This window comes from Desulfosoma sp. (assembly GCF_052743555.1).
Genome location: NZ_JBRAHS010000002.1, coordinates 93,748 through 109,909, shown reverse-complemented (window position 1 = coordinate 109,909; position 16,162 = coordinate 93,748). Strand labels below are relative to the sequence as shown.

Annotated in this window: 14 protein-coding genes and 2 pseudogenes; 11 read left to right on the top strand and 5 right to left on the bottom strand. The window is 57.4% G+C overall.

The genetic code is table 11. The annotated features are described in order from the left end of the window. Positions 1-245: 245 nt before the first annotated feature. The gene (locus ACUVSA_RS01980; protein ID WP_445893587.1) at positions 246-1,037 is read left to right on the top strand and encodes a PEP-CTERM sorting domain-containing protein; all 792 of its coding nucleotides are present in this window, start codon (positions 246-248) and stop codon (positions 1,035-1,037) included. Positions 1,038-1,148: 111 nt separating this feature from the next. Here the strand turns inward: ACUVSA_RS01980 and hisF are convergent, their stop codons facing one another. After that, positions 1,149-2,729: an imidazole glycerol phosphate synthase subunit HisF gene (hisF, locus tag ACUVSA_RS01975; RefSeq protein ID WP_445893586.1), complete on the bottom strand. Its 1,581-nt coding sequence runs from the start codon at positions 2,727-2,729 to the stop codon at positions 1,149-1,151. Further along, a complete protein-coding gene (locus ACUVSA_RS01970; protein WP_445893585.1) occupies positions 2,723-3,679 on the bottom strand; it encodes a glycerophosphodiester phosphodiesterase in 957 nt (318 codons plus the stop codon). The genes hisF and ACUVSA_RS01970 overlap by 7 nt, the downstream gene beginning before the upstream one ends. 89 nt (positions 3,680-3,768) lie before the next feature. Between ACUVSA_RS01970 and upp the strand changes: the two are divergent. Further along, positions 3,769-4,359 (top strand): annotated as a pseudogene (gene upp, locus ACUVSA_RS01965) (uracil phosphoribosyltransferase); the annotation flags it as partial. Positions 4,360-4,392: 33 nt separating this feature from the next. Beyond that, positions 4,393-5,090, top strand: a pseudogene (locus tag ACUVSA_RS01960) (solute carrier family 23 protein). 50 nt (positions 5,091-5,140) lie between these two features. Here the strand turns inward: ACUVSA_RS01960 and ACUVSA_RS01955 are convergent. Next, positions 5,141-6,079, bottom strand: coding sequence for an ATP-binding protein (locus tag ACUVSA_RS01955; RefSeq protein WP_445890663.1), 939 nt, complete (start codon positions 6,077-6,079; stop codon positions 5,141-5,143). Between the two features lie 16 nt (positions 6,080-6,095). Next, the gene (gene speE, locus ACUVSA_RS01950; protein ID WP_445893584.1) at positions 6,096-7,013 is read right to left on the bottom strand and encodes a polyamine aminopropyltransferase; all 918 of its coding nucleotides are present in this window, start codon (positions 7,011-7,013) and stop codon (positions 6,096-6,098) included. A gap of 142 nt (positions 7,014-7,155) precedes the next feature. Here speE and ACUVSA_RS01945 point away from each other — a divergent pair, with 142 nt between their 5' ends. Then, positions 7,156-8,025, top strand: coding sequence for a radical SAM protein (locus ACUVSA_RS01945; protein WP_445890720.1), 870 nt, complete (start codon positions 7,156-7,158; stop codon positions 8,023-8,025). 23 nt (positions 8,026-8,048) lie between these two features. Here ACUVSA_RS01945 and ACUVSA_RS01940 read toward each other — a convergent pair whose 3' ends face one another. Then, on the bottom strand, positions 8,049-8,903 hold the full coding sequence (locus ACUVSA_RS01940) for an NAD(+)/NADH kinase (protein ID WP_445893583.1): 855 nt from the start codon (positions 8,901-8,903) through the stop codon (positions 8,049-8,051). 141 nt (positions 8,904-9,044) lie between these two features. Between ACUVSA_RS01940 and ACUVSA_RS01935 the strand changes: the two genes are divergently transcribed. The 7 genes from ACUVSA_RS01935 (at position 9,045) to prfB (ending at position 16,096) form a co-directional block, all read left to right on the top strand. Continuing rightward, positions 9,045-10,019 (top strand): diguanylate cyclase, encoded by a 975-nt coding sequence (locus ACUVSA_RS01935; RefSeq protein ID WP_445890666.1) that lies wholly within the window; start codon positions 9,045-9,047, stop codon positions 10,017-10,019. Positions 10,020-10,159: 140 nt separating this feature from the next. Next, positions 10,160-10,711, top strand: coding sequence for a helix-turn-helix domain-containing protein (locus ACUVSA_RS01930; protein WP_445890667.1), 552 nt, complete (start codon positions 10,160-10,162; stop codon positions 10,709-10,711). A gap of 88 nt (positions 10,712-10,799) precedes the next feature. Beyond that, positions 10,800-11,249, top strand: a complete 450-nt coding sequence (speD, locus tag ACUVSA_RS01925) for an adenosylmethionine decarboxylase (RefSeq protein WP_445890668.1) — start codon at positions 10,800-10,802, stop codon at positions 11,247-11,249. Between the two features lie 6 nt (positions 11,250-11,255). Further along, entirely contained in the window at positions 11,256-12,170 is a 915-nt protein-coding gene (gene speB, locus ACUVSA_RS01920; protein ID WP_445893582.1) for an agmatinase, read from the top strand. A 94-nt stretch (positions 12,171-12,264) separates the two neighbouring features. Next, positions 12,265-13,137, top strand: coding sequence for a hemolysin family protein (locus ACUVSA_RS01915; protein WP_445893581.1), 873 nt, complete (start codon positions 12,265-12,267; stop codon positions 13,135-13,137). 17 nt (positions 13,138-13,154) lie between these two features. Further along, positions 13,155-14,765 (top strand): apolipoprotein N-acyltransferase, encoded by a 1,611-nt coding sequence (lnt, locus tag ACUVSA_RS01910; protein WP_445893580.1) that lies wholly within the window; start codon positions 13,155-13,157, stop codon positions 14,763-14,765. A gap of 193 nt (positions 14,766-14,958) precedes the next feature. After that, positions 14,959-16,096 (top strand): peptide chain release factor 2 gene (gene prfB / locus ACUVSA_RS01905; protein WP_445890672.1). Its coding sequence is split into 2 segments (ribosomal slippage): positions 14,959-15,036 and positions 15,038-16,096, totalling 1,137 coding nucleotides; the frame shifts between segments, so codons are not numbered across the junction. The last annotated feature ends 66 nt before the right edge of the window (positions 16,097-16,162 follow it).

Here is a 16,162-nt window from a genome sequence, read left to right as displayed (position 1 = left end):
GTGCAGTTTATTTCACACTTCCGTGCTCCACCTTTGCACACCTTTTGGCCTTTCCGCCGAGACGCCTAAACCGAGGCAGAGACATATCCCATCAACTTCTTGATTTCACTAAAAGAAAATCTTTTATTTGCTGCGTCCGCGTGCGCCTTTTTGGCCGACCTTTTGCCTATAATTAGGATCGCTAGGTGCGCCGCTGAACGGCGGCTTGTTCGTGCGGAGATGAGAAAGGGAAGATGGAGTTGCGCATGAAAAGGGCCATACTGGGATCTTTTGTTGCGGGGGCGTTTTTGTTGGGCATTGTGGGGACGTCGTCGGTGCACGCGGACATCATATCCTTTGGGGACATTTCCAAATATTGGCCAGGATACAATAACGGCACCGTCGATGATTCAAAAGACACCATTGGGGTTCCGGATTTTACAGGGGGTACGGTCCAGCTGGACCAGTGGTATTTAACGCAAATTACATTGAATATGCAGCGTTGGGGCACCGGAGGGGCATGGGGCAAGTTGGAGCCCGGGGATCTTTTCCTGAGCGTCGATGAAGATACCGACTGGGAATACGTGGTTTATGCGGACAACAACCCGCAGAAGTTGGACGGCGCGACACCCACGGTGTGGGATTACAATCTTTACGCCATTGATCTTGCTCTGAACGACAAAACCGCTTACGCCATCTCAGGCATGGACGGATTTGACTACTGGCAAGGCTACCTTATTCGGGACGCCCACCCCATCGGCTTACCCGCCGCTCCCACCACCGGCTCCCTTGGGGATGTGGACTTTACCGGCTGGCAAACGAACACCCTTACGTTCGTCTTTCCTACTGACACGATTAAATTGGATGCCGGGATTCTCAGCATCGGGTTTACTGTGAATTGCGCCAACGACGTCGTTTACGAAAGTGTCAATCTGCCTCTTCCGCCGCAATACCACGCACCTGAACCCGCCTCGATGCTCCTCATGGGAACAGGGCTTGTGGGATTGGCCGGGTATATGCGGGCTCGAAAGAAAAGCGCTGAGAAGAAGTCTTCGTAAAAAGCTAACCTTCCACAATGGACTGACCGAGACAAGCCCAGACGAGGGTCCAGAAGCCGAAAAAAAACCGGCGCTGCGTAAGGCACCGCCGGTTTTTTGTTTTTTAAGGCGTTATGGAACGGGTCGAATGGGAACCTTGCCCTGCAGGTACGCTTTCACGGCCCCGATGGGCACTTCGTTGCGGTGAAAGATGCCGGCGGCCAGAGCCGATTCGGCTTTGGTGCGCGTAAAGACTTCCAGAAAGTGTTCGGCGCATCCGGCACCGCTTGAGGCGATGATGGGAATCGTGACAGCTTCCTTCACGGCCTGAATGAGTTCCACATCGAACCCGGAATTGGTGCCGTCGCGGTCGATGCAGTTGAGAAGAATCTCCCCGGCTCCGAGTTGTTCGCACACCTGGGCCAGGGTGATGGCATCCAGGGGACGGCCTTCGCGCCCGCCCTTGACGGTGGACTGATACCAGCAGTAGCGTTCCCCTTGAGGGCCCGGCAGCGCCGTTTCGATGACGCGGTGGGGCACCGCGGTGGGCGACGGCACATAGACCCTTCGCGGGTCTATGGAAATGACCACCGCCTGACTGCCGTAGATGCGCGAGATGGTTTCAATGGCGCTTCGGCCCGTGGCCTTTCCTGTGCGCAGCACCTCTTCCACGATGAGCACCGCGTCGCTACCGATGGACACCTTGTCGGCTCCGGATCGAAAGTAAGCCGCCGCCACGTCCAGAGCGCTGTAGGCGGTGCCGTCTTTATCCACGTAGTCCCGAATGCCGCCACCGATGGTTAAGGGAACGAAGACGTTTTCCGAAGTTCGGCGCAGCACCTCCAGCATGGGCACATCCATCAGGGGAAAATCCCGAAAACCCGTGATGTTGAGAAAGGTGATTTCATCGGCACCTTGCTCGTAGTAGCGTCGTGCAAGGTCCACGGGTTTTCCCAGGTTGCGCACTTGGCCCTTTTCCCGCACGTCGTACTGGTCCCCTTTGGTCACCACCAGATCACCCTGGTCATTGGTGCGCACATCCAAGCACGCAATGATCCGCTTGGTCAGATGCGTTCGCGCAGGCGCTCTAGGCGGAAGCACACTGAGCGCCTGCGAGCCTTCCAGGAAATTTTGAAGAATCTTCAGCCCCGTAGGACCACTCTTTTCCGGGTGAAACTGCACGGCCGCCACCCGCCCTTTTTGCACGGCGCTCACGAATTCTACGCCGTAGTCTGTGGTGGTGAGCACCACGCCTGCATCTTCGGGATCCACATGGTAGGAATGCACAAAATAGAGCTTTTCCTCACCTGTCAAACCCTGAAAAAGGGCGGAAGGCTTTCGGGGCTTGATGCCGTTCCAGCCGATATGCGGCACGGCCAGATCGACGCGAAACCGGCGCGCCATCCCCTTCAGGAAACCAAGACCTTCTTCTTCGGGCGCCTCTTCACTCGCCTGAAACAGCGCCTGCAGACCCAGGCAGATGCCGAGAAAGGGCCGATCCTGCTCAAGGTACCGACGAAGCGGCTGAACAAATCCTTTTTGGTGCAGCACCCGCATCATGGACCCAAAGGCGCCCACGCCGGGGAAAATGAGCTTTTCTGCAGCCAAAATATCCTCTGGACGTTCCACAAGGCGCACGGCATATCCAAGGTTCTTGATGGCATTGACCACGCTGCGCACATTCCCGGCGCCGTAGTCCAAAAGGGTCACCATGACGGAGCATCCTCCTTTGATTGTTTTTCCCCGATGAGTTCCTGCGGCCGATCGGAAATGACGGCCGAAACACCCCAACCCTGAAGCCGCCGGGCTTCAGCCGAATCGTTGACCGTCCAGGTGATAACGGGAATCCCCGCTTCTCGGCACCGCCGCACAGCCTCTCGGCGAAGGTGCCTTCGGGCGGGATGCAAGGCATAGGCTTTCACATCGCGAACGAGCTGCACGGGATCGCTCACGGCCTCCTTGACCAAGACCCCGATCTTCACCTGATCGTGCAAGGCTCGGACTCGGTAAAGCACATCCAGGTGAAAGGAGGACACAAGCACGCGGGGCACCATGTCCAGTTCGGTGATCAGGGCCAGGGTTTCTTGAACCAGCCGGTCACGGTGTTCGGCTTTCCCTTTGATTTCCACATTGACCAGCCATTCAAGTCTGCGGGTCATGTCCAAGGCCTCACGCAGTGTCGGAATACGGCACACAGCGGACACTTTGCGCTCGCTCACGTTTTGAAATGCCCCGGGGCGGCTCGCCGGGTTCGGTGCGTTCAGGGCGGTTTTGCCGAGAAGCGCGTTCAAAACCGAATCTTTTGAAAACAGGAGGGGTGATGTCTTCACAGGCGTTCGCCCAGGCGCAGGGTTTCCTGAAAAAGCTCTTCTCGAACATGCACCAAGGCTTTCCAGTTCCGCTCGCGTAAAGTCCCACACGTACCAAGGGCGTCGTTTCGGATACACCGTCGGGGCATCGGTGGTCCTTTGAAGGGTCTTATCGTGGATGACCACGGGCACACCGTCTGCGGACAACTGCACATCCAATTCCCAAAAATGGGCTCCGCATTGAAAACCCAGCATGGCCGTCTCCAGAGTGTTTTCCGGCCCCAGAGCCATTCCTCCTCGATGCGCCCCTATCCAAAACCCACAAGATTCCGCCAGATCACTCCACACCGCCATGGCGCCTTCTTGACACCCCCCTGCCTTTCTTCTATAGGCTCCGCCCAAGGCGACAACCCCACGATTCGTAAAACAGAAAGCAGCCACCCGTGCCCGTACACATCGTCAATCATCCACTGGTCCGCCACAAACTGGGCCTCATGCGCAAACATAATATCAGCACCAAGGACTTTCGGGAACTCGCATCCGAGCTGGCCCGCCTTTTGACTTACGAAGCCACCAAGGACCTGGAGACGGAAAAGAGGCTTATCCAGGGCTGGAGCGGCCCTGTGGAGGTAGAACGGATCAAAGGGAAAAAGATCACGGTGGTGCCCATTCTTCGAGCAGGTCTTGGAATGATGGACGGGGTTCTGGACCTTATTCCCAGCGCCAAGGTGAGCGTGGTGGGACTGTACCGCAATGAAAGCACGCTGGAGCCGGCGCGCTATTATGTGAAGCCGGCCGGAAACATGCGTGAGCGGATCTCTCTGATCCTCGACCCCATGCTGGCCACCGGCGGCACTTTGGTCATCACCATTGATCTTTTGAAGGAAGCCGGCTGCCGAAATATTCGCGGCATCTTCCTCGTGGCGGCCCCCGAGGGGATTCGCCGCTTGGAAGCGGCCCATCCGGACGTGGATGTCAATGTGGCGGCCGTGGACGAGAAGGTCAACGCGGACGGTGACATTCTCCCTAATGTCCATTCCACGGAGTACCGGTTAAGGGCGAGGGATATGGTCCTTGGAGCCCAAATGCTTTTTGTGGCCTTTGGTGCTTTGGTCCTGGTACCGCTCCTGACGGGCCTCGACCCCAACGTGGCTCTTTTTACCGCCGGCGCCAGTACCTTGTTGTTTCAGCTCATCACGCGGGGAAAAGTACCGATCTTTTTGGCGTCCTCATTCGCCTTCATCGCGCCCATCATCTACGGGGTGAAAACATGGGGCGTTCCCGGAACCCTGTGCGGGTTGGCTTCCGCCGGCACGGATTGGCCACAGCCCTCGCCGCTTTTTTAGGGGGGCCGTCCAACACCACCTATTCGGAAGTCACGGGCGCCGTGGCGCTCACCAAGGTGTTCAACCCAGCCATCATGACCCTGGCGTCTTTGTGCGCCATCGCCTTGGCCTGCATCGCCAAGTTGGGCGCCCTGCTGCAGACCACACCTGTTCCCGTCATGGGCGGGATTCTCATTTTGCTCTTTGGTGCCATCACCGTGGTGGGATTGAATACCCTGGTGCGCGCCAGCGAAGACCTCATGGAACCGCGAAACATGGCCATTGTGGCCGTGGTGATGGTTTTCGCCATCGGGGGCATGCCCATCTCGGCGGGGGAATTCACCATGAAAGGCATCGGGCCGGCGGGCATCAGCGGCGTGGTGCTGAACCTCGTTCTTCCCGAACGAAAAACAGTCCCTTCATCATGCCGCGTCCCCTGAGCGCTTAGCGCTTAGGAGGCGCTCAGGGGTCTCCTGCGCCCACAGAGGCTTCAGGACTCCTTTCGGGGCGGCTTTTGAAGGCGCTCCACCAGAGCGCAGACACTGCAGCGGGTTCCGTAACACGGTTCCCCGCAGCGGTCGCATGTGCCGAAATCGTCCACGGGTTTCGGCGCGGAACGCGCCTCAATGTAGGCGAACAAGAAATCCCTTTTCGTGCCCGGCATCCTGCCTTCCAGCACGTCTAAAGCTTCCTTGAACATGTGGCTTGTGGCTCCCCGCGACAAAGGACACGCGCCTTCCAAGTATTCGATGCCTTCCACGCGACAGTAGGTGCGGATTTCTTCAGCGGAAACCCGATACAGGGGCTTGATCTTTTCCGGCAACCGCGGGTGCACCGAAGGGAGGTACGGGTAATGCTTCTCGATGTATTCCCGGCGGTGTCGCACGAGATTTCCCAAAAGCCTTCCGGCCTCGTCGTCCAGGTTGTGGCCCGTGGCAATGAGGCGAAACCCTTCTTGGACCGCTATGCGGTTCAGGAGCCGTCGTTTGATCATACCGCACACGGAACAGATGGGGCGGCGGGTTTTTCGTCGAATCTCTTCAATGGAATAGCCGATGAGGTCCCTGAGCGCATAGCTCGTCCACGAAAGACCTTTTCGATGCGCAAAGGCGGCAATGGCTTCTTGGGAGACTTCGGAAAAGGCGGGAATCCCCAGGTCCAAGTGAATCCCCTTGGTGGCATACCCCAGATCGTGAAGGACCGACCAGACAGCCAGGGAATCCTTGCCGCCCGACACGGCCACCAGAATGGGCTCCTGGGCTTTTATGGGAAATTTTTTCATGGCGCGCAGCACCGCACGGCGAAAGAAAAGACCAAAGCACGCCTCACAAAAATTCGCATGATGACTGGGCAAAGCGATAACGGCCCGCTGCCGGCACCGCGTGCACTTGGCCGATGCAGGAAGCGGCCTTGTTTCTCCTGCGTTCATCCTGGTCCTCGACTTTTCAGTCGTCAGAGGGTTCCGTGGAAATGACAAAGGGTGCCGCATCCGTGGAAACGGCACAGGGCTGATCCAGAATCCGCTGCATATAACCGGGCAGGGTGCGAAACCCTTCCAAAAGCTGAGGCGTATACGACATAAGGTCATGAATGCCGCGGTCGGCGGCGCGCCGTGCCAGTTCGGTTTCCTCCACGTTCAGCACATCGTCCATGGCGCAGACGGAAAAGGCAAAATCCAGCATGTAGCCCACAATATAGGCGGCGTACTGGCGCCGATAAGGAAAGACGGCATCCAAAGTCTTGGTGATGACGTTGTAGGCTTCGGGAAAGAAAAACGGGGAATCGTTGTGCAAAGCCAGGATGCCCCCTGGGCGCAGCCGTGCGGCACACAGAGCGTAGAATTCTCGGGTATACACATATTTGGATGGTTCCATGGGATCGGTGAGGTCCAACAAGATGACATCAAAGGTTTCCGCCGTCTCTTCCACAAACCGGCGGCCGTCCCCGATGAGGAGCCGCACGCGAGGGTCCTCAAAAGCCCCGCCGCAGATGCTGCGTAGATAAGCCTTGGCAATGGCCACCACTTCCCCGTCCAATTCCACCATAGTCACGCTGCGCACCGACGGGTACTTCAACACTTCCTCCATGGCGCCTCCGTCGCCACCTCCGATGATGAGCACGCGCTGCGGATCGGGATGGAGCATCATGGCCGGATGCACCAGGGATTCATGGTAAAAAAACTCATCCTTTTCCGAGGTCTGAAAACGGCGGTCTAGAAAAAGCGTGACACCGAAATCGGGACTGTCCACCACTTCCACGAGCTGAAAAGCCGTCTTTTGTGTGTGGATCACGCGCCGGACCCGAAACCGGCGTCCCATGCTGGCGGTAAAAGGTTCGTAAAGGATCATGTCTCGTTCCGTCATCAAGAAAGCCTCCTGACTTGAAAATTTTTAAGCGAGTTACTATAAAGGAACCGTTTGCAAATCTCAAACGCTCAATGACCCGTCTTTGTACGCACCGTTTCGGCCAAACATGCAAAGGAGGAGACGCTGATTCGTGGACGGCATGCATTACGAAGGCACGATCATTCGGCCGCCCAGTGAAGCAGAGAGCATTCTTTTGCAGGTCACCGTCGGGTGCAGCCACAACAAGTGCACGTTCTGCGGCACGTATAAAGGCGTGCGTTTTCGGATCAAGGACCAGGACAGCATTGACCAGGACATCGCCTACGCGGCAACGCATTTTCCATTCTTACGCCGCGTGTTCCTCACCGACGGCGACGCCCTCATCGTGCCCCAGCCTCGGCTCGTCGGCATTTTGCAAAAGATCCGCCGCGCCATGCCGTGGATTCAAAGGGTGGGCCTTTACGGCAACGCTAAGAGCATTTTGCGCAAGACACCTCAGGAACTGGCGGAACTCAAGGATCTGGGCTTGGGCATTGTGTACTTGGGGGTGGAAAGCGGCGATCCACAAACCCTTCACGCCATTCGAAAGGGCGTGTCTCGGGAGAAATTGATCGAGGCAGGTCAGCGGGTTCGCGAAGCCGGAATGAAACTCTCGGTCACCGTCCTTTTGGGCATCGCGGGCCGTGATCGATCTTTGGAGCATGCGCAGGCGACCGGATCCCTGCTGACGGCCATGGATCCCCATTATGTGGGTGCCCTGACCCTGATGGTGCTGCCCAACACGCCCCTGGGCGAACAGGTGCGGCGCGGGGAATTTCCCCTGCTCACGCCCCTGGAACTCCTCAAGGAACTGCGGGAAATGCTGGCGCACACGCACATGTCCCGGGGGTTGTTTCTTTCCAACCACGCTTCCAACTACTTGCCCCTTAAGGTGAAAATGCCCTCAGACAAGGAAAAGGGCTTGGCGCTCATCGATGCCGCCTTGGACCGACGGGTGCCTTTGAAGCCGGAATGGATGCGGGCGTTGTGAGGCGCTCTGGCCGGCTTTGTCCCTTAACCCGCACAGCTCTGACCCCATTTGAGTTTGGTGCGCAGAATGTTGAAGTAATCCATGCTGGCGGCTTTGATGAGCTTGAGGCTATGAGGGGACTTGGCAATAACAATGGCATCGTTGGGGGCCAGACGATGGCCCACCTGCCCGTCGCAGGTCAGCGTCACGTCCTGCGCTTTGTCGTCCAGCCTGACTTGAATGACCGAGGATGCCGGAAGAATGATGGGGCGGTTGGATAAGGTAAAGGGGCAGATGGGGGTGAGAATCACGGCTTGGGCGGTGGGATAAACAATTGGGCCGCCGGCCGAAAGGTTATAGGCCGTGGATCCCGTGGGGGTGGCGGCAATGAGGCCGTCGGCGCGGTAATGGGTGAGGTAGCGCTCGTCGATGTGGGTATCCAAATCCACAATGCGGGCGAGCGCCCCCTTGTTGATCACTGCGTCGTTGAGAACCGTCTGGACAAAGACTTCGTGCCCCTGCCTCTGAACAGAGACCCGCAGCCGCATACGCTCTTCGATCTCGTGAGCTCCGGACAACACGTGGTCCAGGTCCCGAAAACACCGTTCGCGGCTGATTTCCGTCAGAAACCCCAGCCCGCCTAGATTCACGCCCACGATGGGAATGTTTCGGTCCCCCATCTGGCGGGCTACGCTGAGCAGGGTGCCGTCACCGCCGAGCACCACGACGGCATCGGCATCCATGGGTGGCGGAGACGGAGGGCTGAAGGTTCCCGTGTCGGGGAGGTTTTCTCGAGCCGTGGCGGAAAAGCCCTTGCGGCTAAGCCACGCCGCAAGATCCTCGGCCAGTCGGGCGGCATCGGGACGACCTTTTTTATGAATGATGAGAATCCTCTCCATGACCTGTCCGCCGGCACTCTTGCTCCAAAAGGCGTTCCTGAACAAGACGCCTCAGGGACCTGCAAAATCCGTTGCCAAATCTGCCCAAACAACGTAATGTAAAAATCAAACTTGTGCAAACGCTTCGTGGGAAAAGAACGCATGAGACCCCCATTGCAAGATCAGCATTTCGGGTTGCAGCGCATCCTGGTGGTGGATGATGAGCACAGCGTGCGGGAATTGGTAGCGGAAAGCTTAAATTATATCGGCCACCAGGTGAATCTGGCCGCCGACGGCGTGGATGCCTGTGAAAAGCTCAAAAACGATACCTATGACATCGTCATCACCGACATGGATATGCCCCGCATGGACGGCATGGAGCTCATTAAGCACATTCAACAACATTACCCGAACACGGATGTCATCGCCATCACAGGGCATGCCACCAAGTACAAATACGTGGACGTCATCAGGGCCGGAGCCGCGGATTTCATCACCAAGCCCTTTGGGTTGGACAAACTGGAAGCCAAAATTCGGCGGCTCCTGCGCGAGCGTTTCCTGCGGCGGGAACTGGAGCAGCTGGCCATTCGAGATCCCTTGACCGGGCTGTTCAACCGCCGACATCTTCGCAGCGTTTTGCTGCAGGAAGCGGTCCGTTCGGTGCGCTACGGTCATCCGCTCTTTCTGGTGTTCATCGATATCGACTTCTTCAAGCAGTACAACGATCAAGAAGGGCATCAGGCCGGAGATTTACTGCTCGTTGAGCTGGGCACCATCTTGCAACAGTGCATTCGCGAACACGTGGATTCGGCCTTTCGCTACGGTGGTGACGAATTCACCGTGGTGCTGCCGCACCTCAATGCCGAACAAGTGCGCCTGGTGGTGGAACGCATTCAAAGGCGCTACGCCGCTCTGGACGCCACCCCCACAAGCCTTTCCATTGGAGCCGCCCAGTTCCGATACCTGGACGGCGACGTGCAAAAAAGCATCGACGACATGATTCACAGGGCCGACAAGGCCCAGTATCGAGCCAAAAAGGGATTGGGCGGCAACCGGCTGTGCCTGAACGGCGACAGCGACAAGCCCCCCGATAGCGCTTGCGCCCCAACCGCCAAACCCCTTCAATCCCTTCGCTGAACCCGCCTGCACCGCCGATTCCGCCAGTGAACGGCGTTCTTGGCTCTGCAATTGGCCTCAGAATTTTTTCTTGACATTGTCGGTCCGCGCTCTTATACAAAGCGCGCTTTTTTAAACTTTCTGTTTAATATAGGTAAACCATGGAGGACGGCCTCAGGATCGGCGATAAGCTTCGACGGCTTCGCATGGAAAACGGCTTGACCCAGGAGGAACTGGCCAATCGGGCCTATTTGACCAAGGGATTCATTTCCCAGCTGGAACGGGACCTGACGTCCCCGTCCATCGCCACTTTGAAAAGCATTCTGGACGTGCTGGGAGTGGATCTGGCCGAGTTTTTCCAAGACATGCCGAGCCCTTCGGTGGTGGCTCGCAAGAAAGCGCGGGTGCTCAGTTCTGAATCGACGCAGGAGTGCGCCATCTATTTTTTGCTGCCCCGAGCCCAAGGCCGGATCATGGATCCGGTGATGGTGTGGTTGCAAAAAGGGGCCCGAACCTTGGAGCACACCCCTCATGAGGGGGAAGAGTTCGGCTTGGTCCTGAAGGGATCGATCACGCTGTGGTTTGACAACAAACCCCATCGGCTCAACGTGGGCGATTGTTTCTACTTTAAGAGTTCCACGCGGCACTGGGTGGAAAATGCCGGCCGGGGTGAAGCCCATCTGTTGTGGGTGGTGAGCCAGTCCCGGTTTTGAGGTCTCTGGAGTGAAGATCCAGCTCTGCCGTCACGGGCGGCTTTGGGCTTCCGGGTCGATGGATGGAAAGGTCGGGGAGGTGCACGAGATGAAGATGAAAAAACCGGAATTCGGCTTCGGGGTCCATCTGATGCTGGACGGGTACGGATGTGATCCTGAAGTTTTGCAGGACATCAACGTGATCTACAATTTCTTGGACGAGTATCCCCAAGAGATGGAAATGACCAAGATCATGCCCCCTTATGTCTTTCGTTACAACGGGACGGTTCCTGAGGATTGGGGCATTTCCGGGTTCGTGCTCATCGCGGAAAGCCACATCAGCATTCATACCTTCCCCGAAAAGAGGTATCTCAGCCTGGACATGTTTTCCTGCAAGCCTTTCGATACCGACAAAGCGGTGGCGGCCGTCAAGGAACGGTTTCGCATTCAAAAGTGCGAAATCAACGTCTTGGATCGGGGACAGGAATTTCCTAACACCATTGAAGATTCCACACACGTGGTGCGCATGGACCGCGTGCTGCGCCAGCGGAGCCGCTGACCGTTCATGAAGCACACCGCGCATGGGCTGGGGACCGAGGTGATGCAGCACATCGGTCCCTGTTTGTCTTTTCTGGGACTGCCCGAATACAGCCAATCCGTGGAGAAGGCGCGGGCCGTGATTGTCGCGGCGCCGTACGATGGCACCACGACATTTCGATCCGGCACGCGCGAGGGGCCTCGAGCGATCCTTGCGGCGTCGCGGGAACTGGAGTGCTACGAGGAAGACACGGGCACGGAACCGTATCGACAGGGTATCGCCACCCTTGGGGAAATTCAGGTCACGGCCGCTTCTCCTCGAGACATGGTGGAAAGGGTGCGAGCGGTGGGCACGGCCTTGTTTGCCGCAGAAAAGATCCCGGTGCTCCTCGGCGGCGAACACCTCATGTCCTTGGGCATGATTCAGGCAGCTTGCGAACACTTTGGATCTCTCACGGTGCTGCATCTGGACGCGCACCCTGACCTTCGGGAATCCTACCAGCACACCCCGTTCAGCAATGCCTGTGTCATGCGCCACGTGTTAGACATGGCGACTCTGGTCCAGGCGGGTCTGCGTTCCATGACCCGGGAAGAACACGACCTTGTTCGGCGCAGGGCGATGCCATCCTTTTTTGCCGAGGAAGTGGTCCGAGACGCCTCGGCGGTGTCTCGAATCCTCAACGCTCTGGGCCCCGATGTGTATGTGACCATTGATTTGGATGTGCTGGACCCTTCCATTATGCCCGCGGTGGGGACACCGGAGCCGGGAGGGTTGGGCTGGTATGATCTTCTGTCCATCATTCGAGCAGTGACGTCGCACAGGCGCGTTGTGGGCTTCGATGTCATGGAATTGTGCCCCATTCCGGGCATGGTGGCCCCGGATTTTCTTGCCGCACGATTGGTCCACAAGATCCTCGCCCATATTTTTCTAGACAAGCTTTGACGGCGCTTGTTAGATTTGCGTAAGATCATGGGTGTCTGCCGATCCTCAGAGGATTTCGGCTGTAGGGACCGTGTTGCAAGGTAGAGGGAACGATTTGGAAGAAGAACCTGCCAAAGGCTTGTCGCGCTGGCTGAAAAAAGCTCTGCGCCGCCTTGCGCGGATCGACCAACCCAGGGATTTGGAAAAGCAGATCCAGCAGCTCATTGACGAGGGCGAAGAGCGCGGGCTCATCTCTGAAGACGAAGGGGAAATGATTCAAGGGATCTTTTCCTTTCGGGACACGGTGGCTCGCGAGGTGATGGTACCGCGCACGGACACCGTCGCCGCTCCCCAGGAATCCACCGTGGAATCCCTCATCGCCCTTATCGTGGAATCGGGTCACTCGCGCATTCCCATTTATCAGGATTCCATCGACAACATCATCGGCATCTTGCATGCCAAGGATCTGTTGCAACACTGGGGCAAGACCGAGCTGGATCTGCAAAAGATCCTTCGAGCGCCCTATTTCATTCCCGAATCCAAGAAAATCAGTGAAGTCTTGCGGGATCTTCGGCATCGCAAGTCGCACATGGCCATCGTCATCGATGAATACGGCGGCACGGCGGGCGTCCTCACCATGGAAGACATCATCGAAGAAATCATCGGTGACATCATGGATGAGTACGACGCGGAAGAGAACTGGCTGGTGGAACAAGAAGACGGCTCCATCCTGGTGGATGCTCGGCTCGATGTGGAAGAGCTGGAGGATTATCTGGACTTGGAGTTTCCTGAGGGCAAGTTTGAATCCGTGGGCGGTTTCATCATCAGCCGGTTGGGCCGGGTGCCCGTCGTCCATGAAAAGGTCGTGTTCAAGAACCTGGAAATGATTGTGGAAGCCGCCGACAGCCGTAAGGTGCAAAAGGTTCGAATCCGCCGCCATGAAGGGCTTCTGGAAAGCACTTCGGCGGAATCGGAATCCTCCCATTGAGAGGGATCCCTCCCCTGATGGGCCTGCTCGGCTCCCCCTGGACGGCCGCGTGCGCCACGGGCCTGCTGCTCTCGGCAGGCTTTCCTTCCTGGCATTATGCCTTCGCCGGCTGGATTGCTCTGGTTCCCCTTCTGGTCCATCTAGACAAGGTCTCTTTTCGTACGGCGTTTTCCCTGGGTTTTCTTGCCGGGTTTCTTCATCACCTGACCACGCTCTACTGGATCACCTATGTGGTGAGCCGCTATGGTAACCTGCCCGCAGCTTTGTCTACGGCGGTGCTGTGTCTTCTGTGCGCCTATCTCGCCCTCTATCACGCGCTCTTTTTTGCCGCCGCTCAGCGCTGGCAAAGATCTCAAGGGTTGGAAGTTTGGGGGCTTCCTTGTCTGTGGATCGCGCTGGAATGGGGGAGAGCCCATCTGTTGACGGGTTTTCCTTGGACCAATGTGGGTTACACGCAAACGACGTTGACCCCTCTTTTGCAGACGGCCGATCTGGCAGGCGTCTACGGTGTGGGCTGGCTTGTGGTTCTGGGCAATACGGTGCTGGCAAGGCTTATCACAAGACGCTTTGCCCTCAGCCATGTGTGCACCGCCGCTCTGTGCGCCATGCTCTTTGTGGGCTACGGCCTGTGGCGCCAAAAATCTTTTGAAATTCCCCGTCAGGACCCTCCGCAGCCCCTGGAAGTCGCCCTTGTTCAAGGAAACATCGACCAGTCCGTCAAATGGGACCCGGAGTATCAAAAAGCGACCCTGAACATTTACGAGAATCTTTCGCAGGCGGCTGTCCAGGACAAACCCGTGGACCTTTTGGTCTGGCCGGAGACGGCGGCCCCCTTTTTCTACGGCTACGAAGACATCCCTACGCGAAAGCTTCATGACATTGCCACGTCTGTCAATGTGCCCATTCTTCTGGGTATCCCCTGGGTGATCCCCGACGGCGCCTCCCCGCGCCTGCAAAACCGCGCCGTGCTGCTGCATCCCGACCACGGTCTTGTGGCTTTCTACGCCAAACGCCACCTGGTCCCCTTTGGAGAATACGTGCCCTTGAAGCGCGTGCTCTTCTTTGTGGAAAAACTCGTGGTCGCCGCCGGGGATTTCGTGCCTGGAAAAGGCCCTTCGGTCTTTCCCTTCAAGGACACCTCTGTCGGGGTGCTCATCTGTTACGAAGCCATCTTTCCGGAATTGGCCCGGGACGCCGTACGACACGGCGCTCGAGTGCTTGTGAACTTGACCAACGACGCGTGGTTCGGTCGCACGGCCGCTCCATACCAGCATCTGGACATCGCGCGCTGGCGCGCCGTGGAAACCCGTGTGCCTTTGGTGCGCTGTGCCAATACGGGAATCAGCGCCGTCTTTGATGCCACGGGTAAAACCGTGACCGCTCTGCCGTTAAACGTGGCCGCCACCGCCAAGGCCGCCGTTTTCCCCGGAACAAAAACGCCTTCTTTTTATGTGCGCTACGGGGATGTCTTTGCGTGGGGCTGCACCTTGACGGCGCTGCTCTGTGTCGTGTATGGGGAGCGCGCTCGACGACGGCGCTTTTCAAAAGACGCCTTTTGGAGCTTGTCCAAGAATAGTTTGGCCGCGTCCTTTCGGCTTGAGACGGCAGAGCGGCGCAAGGGGCGATAAGGAATGCTGGCTTGCGCCGCTCCGACGGAAGGCGTTCTTGCTCTGCTCCCCGGAAAACTTGGGTTACATGTATCGTGACAAGGGCTGGCAGGACCTCCAGAAAGTCTTCTTGGACAGCCTCCTGGAAAGCACCTTTTCCGAGTGTTATTATTAAAAATACGGTCTCAGGACGGTTGACAAGGAGGACAACATTATGGTCATCGAAACCACGGAACTTCGAGGCGCTTTGAAAGATCTGCACCAAAGGGTGGACACGCTGGGAGGCTATCTTTGACATTGCGGGAAAACGCCGGCGGCTTCAGGAGTTGGATCGTTTGATGACCGCGCAGGATTTTTGGGAGGACCCCGAAAAATCCAAAACGGTGCTTAAGGAAAGAGCCCAGCTTTCGGAAATCGTTGTAGAATACGACGCCCTGAAAACCGAACTGGAAGACAACGAACTGCTTTTCGACCTGGCCCTTGAAGAAGACGACGGCGACACAATCCGGGACGTGGCGCGTAAGGCCAAGGAAATCCAGAAGAAAATCAAGGCACTGGAAGTTCGCCAGACACTGGCCGGTGAAAACGATGCTCGCAACGCCATCGTGAGCATCAATGCAGGGGCTGGCGGCACGGAAGCCCAGGACTGGGCGCAAATGCTCTTACGCATGTATCTGCGGTGGTGTGAACGCCGCGGCTTTCAAACCGAAGTGGTGGATCTTTTGGAAGGAGAAGAAGCGGGCATCAAGAGCGCCACCTTCACGGTCACCGGCCCTTACGCCTATGGGCTGCTCAAAGGAGAATCCGGTGTGCATCGCCTGGTGAGGATTTCCCCCTTTGACGCCAGTGGACGCCGCCACACATCCTTTGCCGCTGTGTTTGTGTACCCGGAAGTGGATGATTCCGTCGTCATCGACATCAAACCCTCGGACCTTCAGGTGGAAACCTATCGTTCCAGCGGCGCCGGGGGCCAGCACGTGAACAAGACCAGTTCGGCCGTGCGCATCACGCACCTTCCCACGGGCATCGTGGTGCAATGCCAAAACGAACGATCACAGCACCGAAACCGCGACATCGCCATGAAGGTGCTGCGGGCCCGACTCTACGAAAGGGAGATGCAGAAAAAGCAAGCGGAGATGCAGGAGCTGCACGACAACCTGGATGAAATCGCGTGGGGAAACCAGATTCGATCCTACGTGTTACAGCCCTATCGGCTGGTCAAGGACCACCGCACGCAGGTGGAAAAAGGCAACGTGGACAGTGTGCTGGACGGCGAACTGGACGATTTCATGGAGGCCTTTCTGTTCCATCAGCTTCAAGCTCAATCCTCTATGCCCGCCGCATCTTTCTGACCCCCTCTGACATGGCACAAACGGCAAGGGCGCCGCCCAAAAGCCTTTCTTCCTTACTCAAGGCTC